Origin of the sequence: Methylophaga nitratireducenticrescens (assembly GCF_000260985.4) — a bacterium.
Lineage (GTDB): Bacteria > Pseudomonadota > Gammaproteobacteria > Nitrosococcales > Methylophagaceae > Methylophaga > Methylophaga nitratireducenticrescens.
Genome location: NC_017857.3, coordinates 194,014 through 210,267, shown reverse-complemented (window position 1 = coordinate 210,267; position 16,254 = coordinate 194,014). Strand labels below are relative to the sequence as shown.

Here is a 16,254-nt window from a genome sequence, read left to right as displayed (position 1 = left end):
AGTAAATGAATCTCATTTCCACCATTTACGCTGAAAAGGAAGCTCCATGAACTCTGCTCAACCCATACAGGCGAAAGCCTTAAAAAAGCCGACACTGCTCAATCAGTCAATAAAAGCAGCACTTATCGCTACGGTTGTTGTAACCGCAGCTTTACCCTTAACCACATTACTCGCCGCTGAAGCCACTGTTTCCCAACAGCAAACGTTTCAAATTCCAGCCGGTCCACTGGCACAGTCACTGAACCAGTTTGCCAGCCAGGCTGATATTACCCTGTCTTTTAATCCAGACTTAGTCCGGGGTCAGCAAACAGAAACGCTCTCAGGCCAGTACTCTGTCGAACAGGGGCTGAATAAATTACTGGCCGGTAAATCTTTGCAAATCATCGTACTTAATCAGAACAGCTATCGGGTTGAAGCGGCAGAAAAAACTTCTGATGAAGTTGTACTGCCCAGAGTGAATGTTTCGGCTGCAGCCTATTCTGAGGCGGGGTTAGGACCTGTAAGCGGTTATGTGGCAAAGCAAAGTATTACCGCTACTAAAGCTGATATTCCATTAATTGAAACGCCACAGTCAGTGTCGATTGTGACAGCGGATCAGATTACCATTCAAAATGCCGAGTCATTGCATCAGGTAATGAAATATACACCTGGCGTGGTGCCTATGGGCGGTGATAATACAAGCAGTGATGGGATGATTATTCGTGGCTTTAACGTAACCGGCTCTGCCCCAATGTATTTGAATGGAGCTAAGCTTTCACGAAATACCTTCAGCGGCGTTTCTGAACCCTATGCGATGGAAAGAATAGAAATTCTAAAAGGCCCGGCATCAGTGTTATATGGAAATGCTGCGCCGGGGGGCATTGTAAATATGGTGACCAAACAACCCCAGACAGAGCCCTTGCGTGAGTTAAAAGTGCAGGCGGGAAGTTTTGATCGTAAGCAGTTGGCAGGGGACTTTGCCGGGGCATTAACCGAAGATGGCGGCCTCTCATATCGGATGACAGGACTTGTCAGACGTAGCGATACCATGACTGACTATGTTCCCGATGATCGTGAATTTGTGCAGGGATCGGTGCGCTGGGAACCTAATGACGATACCAGCCTGACGTTACTTGCCAACTATCAAAATAATGAAACTGGCTTTGTCTATGGCCTGCCGGCGGAAGGAACTGTGCTGGATAATATCAATGGCGATATCGACCGCGACCGCTTTATTGGTGAACCTGACTTCGACAAATATGACGTGCAAAACCACACGCTCGGTTACTTGCTAAGGCATGATATTAATGACCAGATGACTTTTCGTCAGAACTTTCTCCACTTTGATGGGAAGACGGACTGGAACTATGTTGGCGCTGGTGCTGTGGATGCCAGTCAACAATTGGTTTCCCGCGGCGCAACAGCTCGCGCTGATGAGAACCGCTCCTGGAGCATTGATAACCAATTGGAAATTAAGTGGGATCTGGGTGCTAGCCAACATACCTCACTGGTGGGGCTGGATTATACAGAACAGTCCTTCGAGCGGGTGCAATACGGCGGCAGCGTAGCTGACCTAAATCTTTTTAATCCGGTCTACGGTTCAGTTGTTACGCTCAACAATACTCCAGCAGGCCATGGTAAACAGGACAGCAAGCAACTGGGTCTTTATGCCCAGGAACACATCAAGATTGCTGATAAATGGGTGGTTATGCTCGGAGGTCGGTACGATAAAATTGAGTCAGATTCAAAAAATAAATTAACAAACATAACTACCGAAGATTATAACGATGATGCTTTTACAGGTCGGGTGGGCTTGGTTTATCTGTTTGATAATGGTCTTGCGCCCTATATAAGTTATTCGGAGTCATTTGAATCTCCTCCAGGTGGTCAGGATGCCAACGGTTCGGCTTTTCAACCGACAGAAGGTGAGCAATATGAAATCGGCTTGAGATATCAACCTGAAGGCCAGGCATTATCCATCACGGCTTCTGTTTATAAATTGACCCAGAAAAACGTCACTACTACAGATTTGGATAATACAGCCTTTTCCATTCAGGAAGGAGAGGTGGAATCGAAAGGTTTTGAACTGGAAGCCAGAGCCAATTTAACCAATAACCTGAATCTGATTGCCTCGTATGGCTATATCGATAATGCAGTCACCGAGAGTAATAGTGGTACGGAAGGCAATCGCTTTGGTGCAGTGCCAAGGCATATGGCGTCATTATGGGCAGATTATAAGTTTAGAGAGACTGTCCCCGGTCTTGGCTTAGGGGCTGGGGCACGTTATTACGGCAGAAGCTATAATCTTGCAAACACCTATGAAGCACCAGGGTTTACCGTGGTGGACGCGGTAGTGAATTACAGCCTTACTCCTGAATGGTCGCTGGCATTAAATATCAACAATGTCTTTGATAAGGAGTATGCCACCTGCTCTTATGCCTGCTTCTACGGAGTAGAACGCTCAGCAGTCGTGACAGCAACCTACAACTGGTAGCCGGTTTATTCATCTCAAAAACCGTCAGGCAAAAAATTGCTTGGCGGTTTTTTATTTTTACCGTTATCAAATTGTAGTCTGATGCTGAACTGACTGATGGATATCTGCCGTTTATTTGCATGTACCGGCAGAGGTCAATATAATTGCGAACAATTCCTATTCGCAATTATGGCGAGTTTACCCCTTATCCCAGCAGGATAAAAAACGTTGGCTAGACAGATAAATCCACAACAGGACGTGTTGACGTTGTACAGCGACCACCATAATTGGTTGCAAAGTTGGCTGCTTGCGAAATTAGGTAATCGCTTTGATGCGGCTGATCTGGCGCAAGATGTATTTGTCAGGCTGCTTAATCGCCAGCAATCCATACAGCCCAAATAGCCAAAGGCGTTTCTCTCCAGTATTGCCCGTGGACTGGTGATTGATCATTGGCGTCGCCGTGAGCTGGAACGTACTTGGTTAGAAATATTGTCCATTCTGCCAGAAGAAGAGGCTCCCTCACCAGAAACCCAACTGCTGTTTTTGGAAACGCTTAATACCATTGATCGGGTGCTGGATTCGTTAAAGCCATCCATTCGCCAAGCCTTTTTGTTAGCTCAACTGGAAGGATTTACCTGTCCCCAGATTGCCAAAAAACTCGATGTGTCATTGGCCACGGTAAAACGCTATATCGCCAAAGCGTTACGTCGTTGCTATGAATGCAGATATGAAGCATGACCGATGTAAACGGGACGCTTAATGGTGAGTCCTTACCGGATGCAATTGTGGATGATGCCATCCTCTGGGCCGTTAAGCTAAATTACAATCACGTCTCTGAACAAAATCAGCAGGCCTTTGAAGCCTGGTTAAACGCTGATCCACTGCATGCCAAAGCCTGGCAACGTATCCGTTTGATGCAGGCAGAATTTTCCTCATTACCGGAAAAGCTGGCCTTACAGACGCTGAATAAAGTAGAAGCCACGCGACAAACTCTTCATCTGGATCGCCGTCAGGCACTTAAATTATTGTCGTTATCCGGTGTTTTTGCGATGAGTGGCTGGCTCGCACATCAGCACACGCCCTGGCAACGATTGTTAGCGGATGCCAGTACTGCAATTGGTGAGCAACGAACGGTGACACTGGCAGATGGCAGCGTCATCCAGCTCAACACCGGTACGGCTATCAGCACGGAACTCGATCCAACACAACGCACGATTATTCTGCATCGTGGAGAAATTCTTATTACCACCGGGGTTGATGATGCCTTTTCCAATAAACGTCCGTTTTGGGTGCAAACGCCTGTTGGCAAACTACAAGCTTTGGGTACCCGTTTTGTGGTCAAGCTGGAGCAAGATCGGGCGTTAGTCAGCGTTCAACAAGGTGCTGTTGAATTGCATCCGGCCAACAGTAATGAATCATTGATAGTCCCAGCAGGAGAACGTCGTTGGTTAACAGTAGATAAAACGCAAGCAGCAGCAAATTCCGGCTTTGAGGATGATGCCTGGGCCGATGGTGTGATTGCCGGTCAGAATATTCGATTGGCGGATTTGTTAACCGAACTGGCTCGTTATCGTCATGGAGTAGTGCATTGCGACCCACGAATTAAAGAACTTCGGGTTTCCGGTATTTTTCATTTGAAAAATACCGATCAGGCATTACAGTTTCTAGTTCAGACCCAACCTATCAAGCTCAACTACCGCACCCGTTTTTGGGTCTCGGTATCGCCCGGCTAAAAGAGGGTGAGCTCACCGTGGAGTATTACCAGAAAAATCATTTCAACAAAAATGAGGGGATTAAGATTTTCATCCGGTCTGTTTGATAAGACGGCTCTGAATGGAGCCAAACTTATTTACTTAACCGAGAGAGAAATGATTATGACTGCTTGCTTAGCCATTCCCCCCAAAATGCCAATAGCTCATCATCGACTGCGATATCCGGTCTTATCGACTATGCTGAAAATAAACATTGTCTGTCTGCTGGGTGGCGCAATGGTTAGCCAAACCGCTTATGCCGAAAGCCAATCAAACGGCGTGATTGAAACCGACAGTAAAATATTTAGCGTACCAGCCGGACAGCTTCATCAAGCTTTGGATAGCTTTGCCCGTCGTGCTGGTGTAAACCTGACCTACGACGCTGCTTTGTTGCAAGGGTTAACAACGGAGGGAATAAACGGACGATATACAGTTGATGAAGCTCTGAGTATGTTACTGGTAAATAGCGGATTACAGCTCAGTCATATAGGAAGTGGAGGATATTTAATCGCCTCCTCGGGGGAGGTAAAGAGCGAAATAACCTTGCCAGCATTGATCGTTGGTGCTGCTGCGGAAAAGAACACTTCCATCATGTCACTAAACGCTCCTTCAAGCATCAGTAAATTTGGCACTAGCGTAAAAGAAACACCTGCTTCCATTTCCATTATAGATAAAGAGTTTATTCGCGAGACTGGCGCCAAAACTGTAGATGAAGCTTTGCTTTACACACCAGGGGTTCACTCGGGCAACTCCGGTTTTTCTACTCGTGCAGATTGGATCACTATTCGTGGTGTTGATGATCTTGTCAATTATCGTGATGGATTACGAGGCTATGGTGGCGAGGGCGGGCCTCGGGTAAACGTCTATTCCCTTGATAATATTGAGGTTCTCAAAGGACCTAGTGCCGCCATGTATGGCCAAGGTGGACTAGGCGGAATACTCAATACAACGACCAAGCTTCCTCAAGCTGACTCACAACACGAAGTGTGGCTACAGGGCGGTAGCTATGATCGAAAGCAAGCTGCTTTTGACAGTACAGGAGCGTTAACCGATGACGGAAAATTCTTATATCGTATTGTTGGACTACAACGGGACAGTGATACCCAAGTGGACTATGTCAACGATGACAGCTACTTTCTGGCGCCCAGCTTTACGTGGAAACCCAGCGATAAAACCAAGGTTACACTACACCTGCATCACCAAGAAGATGACAGCATCATGGGTGAGCAGTTTCTCCCCCAGTCTGGCTCTCTGGAATCCGCTTCGAGAGGCAAAATTTCAACCAGTACCTTCGTTGGGGAGCCAGATTGGGATCGCTTGGATAAAGACACCACGGAAATGTCTTTATTTATTGACCATACTCTTACGGATACATGGCAACTGAGCGCTTCAGCCAGACAAAGTGAGTCATCATCAACTTTTCGCTCTCATCGAACGCCATTTTTCAGTGCCAGTAACCAACCCAATGCAGACGGCAATATCACGCGGATTGTGCGTACATTGGATACCGATAATAAACTTACTAATCTTGATGTACACCTTAAGGGAAACTTTACGACGGGCTTAACTCAGCACAGTATGAGTGTTGGTATAGATTATTTTAAGTCATTAAGTGAATCGGACAATTTTTTCCTTGGCATAGGGCAAGGGGGCGAGTTTAACCTTTACGAGCCAAGCTATGGCAATGTTCAAAGCGAAGTCGTTAACCCTTTTGATCTCAATGACAGTGAAATTAAACAAACTGGCTTGTATCTCGCTGATCATATTACACTTAATAACTGGTCGCTTTCTATCGCATTGCGCCATGACAATTATCAAAACACTCAACTAAATGTCGATGCTCCAAATATCACTCATAAGGAAACGGAAACCACAAAACAAGCTGGGATAATGTACAACTTTGATAATGGTATATCTCCTTATGTTAGCTATGCAGAGTCTTTCACTCCTAACACAGGCAACGATGGTACAGCCGCCAGCAATATTCTGAAACCTACCAAAGGAGAGCAAAGGGAGCTGGGTATTAAATACCTTTCTCCAGAGCAAGACGTAGGGCTCACATTCGCTTACTTTGATATTGAACAAGAAAACCGCGTTTCAGATGGTTTCACTTTTGGTGGTGTGCAACAAATCGGTGCGGCTGTCAAAGGTTGGGAAATAGAAGCGAAAAAAGCATGGCAGAACCTGACATTACAAGCTAGCTACACAGATCTGGATGCACAAGACAAAGGTGCAGATACCCGAATTCCTCATATGCCAGAAAAGCTTGCCACACTTTGGGGACAATACCAACTTCCTATGGGGATACGTCTCGGTGCAGGTGTCCGCTATAAAGGAAATATTGTTGGTGCTGGAGATGGTCCGTTGTTACCTTCTGTCACACTCTTTGATGCAACCATAGGTTACTCGTTCGACGACTGGGATTTTAGTCTAGACGCAAAAAACCTTACTGATAAAACATATATCGCGCGTTGTCGTTCAGAAAACGCGGATTGTTACTATGGAGACCGTAGAACGATTACTGCCAATGCTAGGTATAGTTTTTAATCAATAGTCTATTTTGAAAGCCCCTGTGTTTTTACAGGGGCTTTTTATTTACCTACTCTGTCACTATTTTATGAATTGAAACACAGCCCTGTACGTCAGATATCCATGTCAGAAGAGTTCAACATTTATTTTCAAGCGTGTAGCTTGTGGTTAAAGTCAGTGAAACCCAACATTTAAGTAACGAAGCATTCAAAGGGTGGCCATTACGATAACTTATTCCTCTATGTGTTTTATTCTAAGCCGCACCTCGGCTGTGACGAAGCTGAAACAAATCATAATTGGCTTGCATGGTTAGCCAGAACTCAGCACTGCCAGCCCCGACCTGTTCCAAAGCCAATGCCATTTCGGGTGTGACAGAGGCGCTGCCGTTAATGACCCGATTGCCAGTTACCGGACACTTTGATGGCATGTTGGCCATTCAGCTTGCTGTTCCGATTATTGGATGGGTGCAACTTGGTCAGATTTCGACTCTAAAATCCAATTTCATCCGACATGAAATATTTCGTTATATTTATTTTCGATAGCCTGAACCTCATTATCCGTCAGTGCTGAGAATTCTTTGCTGCGGGCCCGGTTTGATAGTTGTCCTTGATGCTGATTTAGAAACCGGATTAACAAATCAACCAACTTATCTGGCATATCGATATAGATTTTAATGAAACTGTTTAAAAGCTCATATTTTGTCAGATAGTCCACCTCTTCAGGCAAGGTTTTATTGACCGTTTCTTCAACACATTCAAACAAAAATTCTGCCTGCTTAGTTGCATCGAAATAACGATATAAGTCGATTGTGTCATTGAGAACTTCGACATTACCTTTGTCTGTTGGGCGCCATTCGATCAGATCTAATCGGTGCTTGGAGTAATGCTCCAATGTAAGTCGGTAATCGTCGATACGATCCAAAATAACGGCAGACACCGGAAACACCAGCCCCTTCGGTGCAAAGCTTTTTTCAGCCAACATGTGATGAAACAGATAGCGATGAAGCCGACCATTGCCATCTTCAAAGGGATGAATAAATACAAAACCGAATGCAATAATCGTAGCGATAAGAACCGCATCATAATCACTGTTAGTTAAACGCTGATAGGTTTCTAATAACCCGGAAAGTAAGCTTTGCAAATCCTCTGAGCGAGCTGAGATATGCACTGGCATTGGCATACCGGTGGTGCGGTCATGATCGCCAACGAAACCGCCTTCAATTCGGCATCCGAGTCTAATGAATCGGTTATCCGCAATCACAATAGATTGAAGATACTCCAGTTCTTCAACGCTCAACATCCGTTGTCCGGCTTCGCCAATGATTCTGCCCCAACGTTCAATACGATTATGCGCCGGCTTCTCGCCTTCTATCGTATAGGATGCCTTGGAGTCTTTTAGTAAGAGAAATGCTGCCGCCCGGCTTTGTAAATCCGCATGTGTTTTTCCGATGTGATCCACTGCTGTCTGTGACAGATTCATGGCGATAAACTGATCCAGTTTTTCAGTACGCCGAATCAACGGGCAGAACTCACGAGTGCCCGGCAAATTATTACGAACACGGTGACGTTTGGAATTATGTGGTGTGGCTGCATATTGATGCTTGTCATTAAGCAAGGGAACAAAGTTACCCTGAGTAGCATCATCCAAATCAAGTTGTGTGTCGGTCAGCCATTCATACAAAAACCAGATGCGGCGACTATAGGCACCTGTTGGTTCAGCTTTGACAAAGTCGACGATTTCTTGCGGCTCAATTCCGTTAAACAGCGCTTTAAGAACGGCGAGATCAATACCTTCATACTTCAACGCAAACGTGAGATGGCCTTGCAGCGTGTCGTCGGGTTTATGACGAGGCGTGTAAAGCTGCCAATGGCTGCGCTCGACTTTTCGATGTTTTGTGCTTATGGCGCTAAGGCTATCCGGTGCAGGCACAGTCAGTTTATGGCCGTCAATTAATGCGGCATAACCCGCATAGGTCTCCCCTTTTTCCAATACAGGAAAATCGTGAAAAAGGGTTTGATGACCTGAATATTGATTATATTGAGCCATAATTATGAATCTTGATTAGAAAAAGTCGTTTTGTATCGTTGCATGAAAAATAATTATTGTCTATGAAAAATGATTACATTTAGGGTTTTTAGTGAAAAATAATCAAACGATATAAAGTTTGATAATAGTGAGCGAGCAGATACTAATAATTAATCTGTATTGCAGAAGATTGACCATGGGTTTAATAACATGATCTTTGCCTTTATTTGCATGTGTTGGCAGACAGCAATATACTTGAGAACAATTCTTATTAGCGATTGTGGCGAGTTTGCCACGGGTTATAGGCGCTTCATGTCGATCGACCAGACCAAACAGCAAGTTCAGTCAATGTATATTGAGCATCACAGCTGGCTGCAGGGGTGGTTGAGATCCAAATTGGGCTGTAGTCATCAAGCTGATGATTTAGCCCAAGATACCTTTACGCGAATTTTAGCGGCTCGCAAACAAACCCAAATTAATGAACCACGGGCCTATCTGACTACGATAGCCAAAGGTCTGCTGGTGAACTGGTATCAACGTCAGGCATTGGAGCGTGCTTATCTTGATGCCTTGGCTTTGTTGCCATCGCAGGAAATCCCTTCAGAAGAACAACGTTACCTTATCCTCGAAGCACTGAATGAAGTCGATCAAATGTTGGATGCATTACCACCATTGGTGAAACGTGCATTTTTGCTCTCGCAGATTGAAGGACTTAAATACGAAACTATTGCCGAGCAGATTGGTGTGTCGTTGATCACGGTGAAACGCTATATGAAGCAGGCATTCCGGCATTGTCTATTGGCGATGGAATAACGCGTCAGCATGTCAAAAACCAGCACAATTGATCCACACATACTTGACCAGGCGGCTGACTGGTTGATGCGGTTAAGTGCCTCCGATGCAACCGAATCGGATCGTGCAGCCTGCCTTCGCTGGCAGCAACAGCATCCGGATCATGCCCGTGCCTGGGCCAAGGCCGAATTACTGATTAGTAAACTTGGTTCGCTGCCACCGTCATTGTCAATCCCTGCACTGGATAGACCTGAAAACCTCAATCGACGCGCTATTCTTAATAAATTGGCCGTTTTGTTGGCAATAGCTCCAGTCAGTTGGGGAAGCTGGCGGACACTGGAAACACTGGGTTGGACGGCTGATTATCACACTGCCAGCGGCGAGAGAAGAGAGCTGCAATTGGCTGATGGCACGCAGATGACCTTGAATACCGCGACATCAATTGATGTGAAGTTTGATAGCGAGAAACGTTTTGTCTGGCTGCGATCTGGCGAAATTTTGATACAGACTGCTCCCGATAATGCACACACCTCACGCCCATTTATGGTCGGCACCAGACAAGGACAACTCGAAGCATTGGGCACAAAATTTACGGTGTATCAGCAAGCAAATTCAACTCAGCTTGCCGTTTTGGAAGGTGCTGTGAAAGTCACCCCCAAGGATGCCGATATTTCACAGCAGATTATAGTCAATGCGGGGCAGCAGCTCCGCTTTAACCGATATGGCATTGAATCATCAGACGCTCTGGATCACACAGCAATCGCTTGGACTCAGGGCATGTTAATGGCTGATAAAATGCCTTTAGGGGAATTTGTGAGCGAGCTGGCCCGTTATAGAAGTGGCGTTGTCAGATGCGATCCTAAAATTGCAGATTTGCCTGTCTCTGGATCGTTTCCAGTCTCTGATACCGATATGGCATTACGAATGCTGGTCTCGACTTACCCTATTCAACTGACATCACTTATGCAGGGTTACTGGATCAATCTGTTGCCCGTTTGAAATCAGCAATAAATAAAAATGTGAACAGACTGATACTTTTTTTGCTTTCAGCTGGCAAGGAGGATGAGAACACATTTTTGACTTATTCCAAGGATCAGCTGAATGTCCCCTGCAAAATCAACTTACCTTCAAACAAGGCCCAAAACCTTAAAAGCCAGTCGACTCAATTTATCTATTCGTTGTGCTTTGCTTGGCATAGCTCTGACAACGGGCATAGCCATTAGCAACAATAGCTTTGCCGAAAACGCCTCCCTCAATACCACGGAAATTAAAACCTACCATATTCCAGCTGGGCCTTTGGGCCGCAGCTTATCCAGTTTCGCCGTTAGTGCTGGTATCCCACTGTCATTTGATTCAGTTCTTACTGACGGACTAACCAGCCCAAATATTTCCGGAGAATATTCACAACAGCAGGTGTTGGATAGGTTGCTGGCAGGCAGTGGGCTGACCATTTCACAGAAAGCAGATGGCAGTTTTACGCTTTATAAAACGGTACCTGCTGAAACGAATCATCAAGTTGCCTTACCCACCGTTATTGTCTCGGGAGAAAAAATCAATCGCCGGCTGCAGGACACTTTATCCAGTGTCGCGGTATATGGTCAGGAAGATATTCGGCAGCATGCGGATCAGGACTTGCAAAATATTATGGCCAGAACCCCCGGCCTTTATACCCAATCTGGCAATGAAAACTGGGGAATTCGAGGAGTGCCGGTTTCCGGATTTGACTCTCAGGGTGCGGGTACAATGAATGGTGCCGTGACCGTATTTGTGGATGGTGCTGCCCAGACCCACAGGCTGGTGACCTTGAATCCGCTGCGCCTGTGGGATGTGGAGCAGGTCGAAGTTTTCCGTGGATCGCAATCCACGACGCAGGGGCGCAACTCGCTTGCCGGGGCGCTAGTGATGAAAACGAAAGCTCCGAGCTTTCAGCCCGAATTCGCAGCGCAGACCAATATTGGCAAATACGGTGAACAGGGCGCTTCTTTCGTGGCGGGCGGAGCGCTGATCGAAGATGTGGTTGCTGGCCGGTTGGCGTTTGATTATCAGGAAGATGATGGCTACCTTCGCAATGAAACCCTAGATACTGACGGCAATGCCAGTCGTACTGTCGCGACCCGCGGCAAGCTGCTTATCCAGCCAAATGATAAGCTGGATCTATTATTGACACTCACGCGCAACGAAAATAAGCGTGGCGCGCATACGGTTAGCGCCGAGAATGGTAAGCCTTTTTATTTCAGTCATCTCTTGAATACCAAGGAAAAACAAGAGCTGGATCAGAATGCGGCTGTTGCCAAGCTGGATTATTACCTATCGGATAACTGGACACTGACCAGTATTTCCAGCGGCACCTGGGCCAAATACCAGGCGTTGCTTGACTTTGACTCGGGCGTGGATCGTGAGCGAGAGGCCGTGCGTAAACACGAGCAGCGCTTGCTCAATCAGGAACTACGACTGAACTATGAAAGTGACAGACTGACCGGGTTTTTCGGGTTTTATTACGGTACTCATAACAATGAAATAATTGATCAGATTAACCTGAAACTGGTCGGAATCAATGATCCTGCTTTGATAGTTGATGGCGATGTGCGCATCAAAAACATGGCTGTTTTTGGCGAAGCGAACTGGGAGTTCATCGATCGTTGGCGATTACATGGCGGTTTACGCTACGACAGAGAGAAAAACCGCACTAAGTTCAATTATAGCGATCCTCTGGGTTTTGCTACTGTGTCCAGCGCTGATTTAGAAAAAAACTTCAACGAATTGTTGCCGAAGGTCGGCATCAGTCACGAACTTTACGACGATCATCTGATCGGGCTGGAGTGGAAGCGCGGTTACCGCGGTGGCGGTGTAGATCTGAGTACTTCCACCGAACATCTGCCCTATGACCCTGAATACACCAGCACCTATGAACTGTCCTGGCGTGGTGCCTGGTTGGACAAAGCATTGCATACCAGCCTTAATCTTTTCCATACCGATTGGGATGATCAGCAAGTTGAAGTCGACCGCAATGGTGATGACATTGCTGAAGTTGTTAATGCAGCCAAATCTCGCATGCAGGGCCTGGAGTTCTCGGCAGATTATCACGTTACGCCCAAACTGGAACTGTTCTTCGGCACATCCTATGTTGACAGCGAATTCCGCAAGTTCGTGGTTGACGGTGTTGATCTGAGCGGTAAGCGATTCGAGTTTGCACCGCGACTCAAAGCTACGCTCGGTGCTGCCTATACCTTTAACAATGGTCTGAGAGTCGCTGGCGACATTGTCTCGCAAACCAACAGTTTTACGCTGGATATCGACGACTTTGATGACGATGGTCAGAGTGAAGCGGTTGAACGCAAAAACTCCGGCATCACCCTGGTGAATTTGAATGCCGAGTATAAGCTGAGCGGCAAAGTCAGCCTTAGCGGCTATGTCAGAAACGTATTTGACCGGGAATACATCACCAACAACCAGGGCGATGACTCTCTGGATGTAGGCGCTCCAAGAACCTTTGGTATTGCCATCCGTGCCGAGATGTAATCGAACCAAAAAATGCGTAATATAATTTTTCGGCGTCGATTCTGGGTGCTTTTGCATCGTTGGGTTGGTGTCTTCATTCTGCTGTTTATTGTGATAGCCGGTCTAACCGGATCGGCAATTGCATTCTGGCGGGCAGCGGATCAATGGCTTAATCCTGCTTGGTATTTGGTTGACGTTGGAGATGATCCTCAATTATTGAAAACATTGTCAGAACAGGTTTTACAGACCTATCCAACGGCTAAAGTTCATGGAATTATTCTGGCCAAAGATAATACATCCAGCGTGATTTTTTATCTTGCCGGGGAGCCAACGGGAATTGATGAAGTATTTATTAATCCGTATACCGGGCAGATTCTTGGCGGTCGGGATATTGATCGAACCAGTTTGGCCCGAAGCCATTTGATGCCTTTTCTTTATCGGCTGCATTACAGCCTGGGTTTGGGATCTTTCGGCAAATACTTATTGGGCGTTGTGACGGTTTTGTGGCTGGTAGTTACGCTGATAGGTATTTGGCTGGCCTGGCCTAAGAAAAACAAATGGCAAAAAGTACTTAGTATTAAATATACGGCCGGTTCATCCCGATTATTGTTTGATTTGCATCGATCATTCGGGCTGATATTTTCGGTTTTGTTTCTGCTCATTCTGTGGACAGGTTTATGGTGGAATATGGATGTGGTTATCCGACCTGTTATCACCAGTATCTTTCCTGTGACACCAACATTTCACCTTGCCAGCAAAGCCGTTTCCCAGGTTGGTAATGGATTTAATAAAGCGGTTGAAGCAGCATTGGAGGTGCGTCCAGATTCAGAAGCCTATTATCTGAGAAATCATTCCGAGAAAGGTTTTTATACGGTTTATTTAAGAGAAAAAGGTTCTGCCGGACCTTATGGAAATATCTTTGTTTTTGTCGGTTTGGATGGAACGATATTGCATGTCGATGAACCGCAAAACAATCTGTCTGGAGACAGTTATGCTGCGTGGCAGTTACCATTACACACAGGTCAGTTTCTGGGGATCTCAGGACGAATTATCTGGATGGTTACCGGGTTCATCCCATTGTTATTGACAATTACCGGTGTTGCGCTTTGGCTCAGAAAGGTACGACTGCAAAACCTAAAACGAAACATCAACTGAACTGAATATGGATGACCCGCTAAAGCGGGCAGAAACGAAATAGTAATTTTAACTGTAAAGGCCTTTCTTTTATGCAGAGCCTTTACCGGAACAGGATCTATTACAGCCGTAATGCTGCAATCTCAATCCGTGCTGCAGTGCCATACAGTTTCGAAACATCACCATCGACATTACCTTCAGGATCCAGTCTTGGAAGGCAATAGTGTTGAATCTAGCTGGAATCTTAAGATGGAGGTTTTATCGTTATACCTTTTAGTTGCTACATCAGGTCAGTCAGTTTAACGAAGATGAACTTCCGGTTATTGCTGGTTGATACCCTGGTCAGGAGTAACGCCAAATCAAGGGAAACGCTGGTTGATATGAGGAAGCCTCATCGAGATGAATTCAATCTAAATCACAGAACAGAACAAAAAGGTCAACTTTGTCGATGGTGAAAAATTCGCTAAAGCAATAGTTCGATTGTTAACGACAAAATTAATTTGTTTCAGCAGTACAGCAAACGATAATGTATATTATTCTCATTTACTGGTTTGGCTGTACGGATCATGACTACATCTTCCATTGAAAGCTTATACAAAGACCACCACAACTGGCTTTATGGTTGGTTACGCAGCAAGTTAGGCTGCGCGCACAGTGCAGCCGATCTGGCGCATGACACTTATGTAAGAGTTCTGACTACTGGCAACGTACCTCAAGCTGATGATTCACGCCGTTATCTATCACAGATTGCCAAAGGTCTAGTGATTGATTTATATCGGCGTCGGCAAATTGAAGCCGCCTATCTGGAAACGATCAGTCATTTACCCGAGCTGGAAGCGCCTTCGGCAGAAATGCGCCATATCATTATTGAAACATTGCTGGAAATAGACAGCATCTTGCAGCAACTTCCGGAAAAAGTACGCAGAGCTTTTTTATTAAGGCAATTTGATGGGCTGAGCTATCAGCAAATCGCTAAACAATTAAATGTTTCGGTGTCATCAATAGAAAAATATATCGCCAGGGCTTTAGCTGCCTGCTACAAGGCGATGGTGTTATATCCATCATGAGTTCAACGGTTCACTCTTCAACGGAGGAAAAACTTATTGATCAGGCTGCCAGTTGGATGGCGCGTTTATGGTCAGACGATGCGACCAAAGCTGATCAGCAGGCATGCGATGCATGGCGTCAAGCCGCACCGGAACATGAACAGGCTTGGCAGAATTTACTCAAGGTGACCGAGCGGTTTAATGCGATTCCTACCCCAGTGGGTAAAAAAGCACTGTTGGAATCACCCCATAACCAGTCTTCACGCAGACAGCTATTGCAATGGCTGGGTGTCATGTTGACTTCATCGGGTCTCGGGCTGGGAATATCAAAAACTGAGAGCTGGCAACAGGCCTTTGCTGATTATCAGACCGTTACCGGCGAAATTCGCTCGGTGCAGCTGGCTGATGGAACAGAGATTATCCTCAATACTGCTACAGCAATTGATGTGACTTTTAATCATCAGCAACGGCTTATTCAATTGCATCATGGTGAAATCGAAGTCACGACTGGCCATGACTCAGAGTATCAAGATCATTCTTTATTGGTTCAAACAGCACATGGGCGTATTCAGGCTCTTGGCACCCAATTTACTGTCCGGCAGAGCGAAAATGAAACGCAGGTTTGCGTCACCGAAGGTGCGGTTGAAATTACGACTAAACAAGATTCTTCACAAAAAATGCAGTTGCATGCTGGCGAGCAAAGTCTTTTTTCCTCAGCTGCTATGGGACAGGTCGAGCCGATGAATCAAACTTCCAACAGTTGGCAACAAGGCTTGCTGGTTGCTGAACAGATGCGGGTCGCAGCTTTTTGTGCCGAATTGTCGCGCTATAGAAATGGCCTATTGCGTTGTGATCCCCGCGTCGCAGATTTACAGGTAAGCGGTGTGTTTTCAGTCCGAGATACCGATAAGGCTTTGCATAACCTGACGTTGGCGTTGCCGGTAAAAGTTATCTATCGAACCGGCTTGTGGGTCAGTGTAGTGCCTGATACATAGATTTTTTTACAGTAAAAAGTCGATATGGATGC

12 protein-coding genes and 1 pseudogene are annotated in these 16,254 nt (G+C 45.9%); 11 read left to right on the top strand and 2 right to left on the bottom strand.

Features of this window, described 5'->3' with window-relative positions:
• The first annotated feature begins 46 nt into the window (after positions 1 to 46).
• The 5 genes and pseudogenes from Q7A_RS00925 (at position 47) to Q7A_RS00910 (ending at position 6,750) form a co-directional block, all read left to right on the top strand.
• Positions 47 to 2,473: a TonB-dependent siderophore receptor gene (locus Q7A_RS00925; protein WP_014705435.1), complete on the top strand. Its 2,427-nt coding sequence runs from the start codon at positions 47 to 49 to the stop codon at positions 2,471 to 2,473.
• Positions 2,474 to 2,680: 207 nt separating this feature from the next.
• Positions 2,681 to 2,854 (top strand): sigma factor, encoded by a 174-nt coding sequence (locus Q7A_RS15365; RefSeq protein WP_014705434.1) that lies wholly within the window; start codon positions 2,681 to 2,683, stop codon positions 2,852 to 2,854.
• 15 nt (positions 2,855 to 2,869) lie between these two features.
• Positions 2,870 to 3,190 (top strand): annotated as a pseudogene (locus Q7A_RS15360) (sigma-70 family RNA polymerase sigma factor); the annotation flags it as partial.
• Positions 3,187 to 4,185 (top strand): FecR domain-containing protein, encoded by a 999-nt coding sequence (locus Q7A_RS00915; RefSeq protein WP_014705432.1) that lies wholly within the window; start codon positions 3,187 to 3,189, stop codon positions 4,183 to 4,185. The pseudogene Q7A_RS15360 and the gene Q7A_RS00915, both read left to right, overlap by 4 nt.
• 135 nt (positions 4,186 to 4,320) lie before the next feature.
• Positions 4,321 to 6,750 carry a TonB-dependent siderophore receptor gene (locus Q7A_RS00910; RefSeq protein WP_169712020.1) on the top strand — a complete coding sequence of 810 codons (2,430 nt, stop codon included), beginning with the start codon at positions 4,321 to 4,323 and terminating at the stop codon, positions 6,748 to 6,750.
• 235 nt (positions 6,751 to 6,985) lie between these two features.
• On the opposite strand, the gene Q7A_RS00905 is transcribed toward Q7A_RS00910, so the two are convergent.
• Entirely contained in the window at positions 6,986 to 7,168 is a 183-nt protein-coding gene (locus Q7A_RS00905) for a HigA family addiction module antitoxin (protein WP_041354180.1), read from the bottom strand.
• Positions 7,169 to 7,233: 65 nt separating this feature from the next.
• Positions 7,234 to 8,778, bottom strand: coding sequence for a Fic family protein (locus Q7A_RS00900; RefSeq protein ID WP_014705428.1), 1,545 nt, complete (start codon positions 8,776 to 8,778; stop codon positions 7,234 to 7,236).
• A 291-nt stretch (positions 8,779 to 9,069) separates the two neighbouring features.
• Between Q7A_RS00900 and Q7A_RS00895 the strand changes: the two genes are divergently transcribed.
• The 6 genes from Q7A_RS00895 (at position 9,070) to Q7A_RS00870 (ending at position 16,222) form a co-directional block, all read left to right on the top strand.
• Positions 9,070 to 9,570, top strand: coding sequence for a sigma-70 family RNA polymerase sigma factor (locus Q7A_RS00895; protein ID WP_014705427.1), 501 nt, complete (start codon positions 9,070 to 9,072; stop codon positions 9,568 to 9,570).
• Positions 9,571 to 9,579: 9 nt separating this feature from the next.
• Complete coding sequence (locus tag Q7A_RS00890) at positions 9,580 to 10,548, top strand: FecR domain-containing protein (RefSeq protein ID WP_014705426.1); 969 nt, start codon at positions 9,580 to 9,582, stop codon at positions 10,546 to 10,548.
• Positions 10,549 to 10,650: 102 nt separating this feature from the next.
• Positions 10,651 to 13,068 (top strand): TonB-dependent receptor domain-containing protein, encoded by a 2,418-nt coding sequence (locus Q7A_RS00885; RefSeq protein ID WP_014705425.1) that lies wholly within the window; start codon positions 10,651 to 10,653, stop codon positions 13,066 to 13,068.
• A 12-nt stretch (positions 13,069 to 13,080) separates the two neighbouring features.
• Positions 13,081 to 14,202, top strand: coding sequence for a PepSY-associated TM helix domain-containing protein (locus Q7A_RS00880; RefSeq protein ID WP_041354177.1), 1,122 nt, complete (start codon positions 13,081 to 13,083; stop codon positions 14,200 to 14,202).
• A 545-nt stretch (positions 14,203 to 14,747) separates the two neighbouring features.
• Positions 14,748 to 15,248 (top strand): sigma-70 family RNA polymerase sigma factor, encoded by a 501-nt coding sequence (locus Q7A_RS00875; protein WP_014705422.1) that lies wholly within the window; start codon positions 14,748 to 14,750, stop codon positions 15,246 to 15,248.
• A complete protein-coding gene (locus tag Q7A_RS00870; protein WP_014705421.1) occupies positions 15,245 to 16,222 on the top strand; it encodes a FecR domain-containing protein in 978 nt (325 codons plus the stop codon). Before Q7A_RS00875 ends, Q7A_RS00870 begins: the two co-directional genes overlap by 4 nt.
• Positions 16,223 to 16,254 lie beyond the last annotated feature (32 nt).

Excerpts from the sequence above, each read along its gene's own strand:
- Q7A_RS00925 (WP_014705435.1), top strand. The coding sequence starts at position 47 with ATGAACTCTGCTCAACCCATACAGGCGAAAGCCTTAAAAAAGCCGACA.
- Q7A_RS00915 (WP_014705432.1), top strand. The coding sequence starts at position 3,187 with ATGACCGATGTAAACGGGACGCTTAATGGTGAGTCCTTACCGGATGCA.
- Q7A_RS00910 (WP_169712020.1), top strand. The coding sequence starts at position 4,321 with ATGATTATGACTGCTTGCTTAGCCATTCCCCCCAAAATGCCAATAGCT.
- Q7A_RS00905 (WP_041354180.1), bottom strand. The coding sequence starts at position 7,168 with ATGGCCAACATGCCATCAAAGTGTCCGGTAACTGGCAATCGGGTCATT.
- Q7A_RS00900 (WP_014705428.1), bottom strand. The coding sequence starts at position 8,778 with ATGGCTCAATATAATCAATATTCAGGTCATCAAACCCTTTTTCACGAT.
- Q7A_RS00895 (WP_014705427.1), top strand. The coding sequence starts at position 9,070 with ATGTCGATCGACCAGACCAAACAGCAAGTTCAGTCAATGTATATTGAG.
- Q7A_RS00890 (WP_014705426.1), top strand. The coding sequence starts at position 9,580 with ATGTCAAAAACCAGCACAATTGATCCACACATACTTGACCAGGCGGCT.
- Q7A_RS00885 (WP_014705425.1), top strand. The coding sequence starts at position 10,651 with ATGTCCCCTGCAAAATCAACTTACCTTCAAACAAGGCCCAAAACCTTA.
- Q7A_RS00880 (WP_041354177.1), top strand. The coding sequence starts at position 13,081 with ATGCGTAATATAATTTTTCGGCGTCGATTCTGGGTGCTTTTGCATCGT.
- Q7A_RS00875 (WP_014705422.1), top strand. The coding sequence starts at position 14,748 with ATGACTACATCTTCCATTGAAAGCTTATACAAAGACCACCACAACTGG.
- Q7A_RS00870 (WP_014705421.1), top strand. The coding sequence starts at position 15,245 with ATGAGTTCAACGGTTCACTCTTCAACGGAGGAAAAACTTATTGATCAG.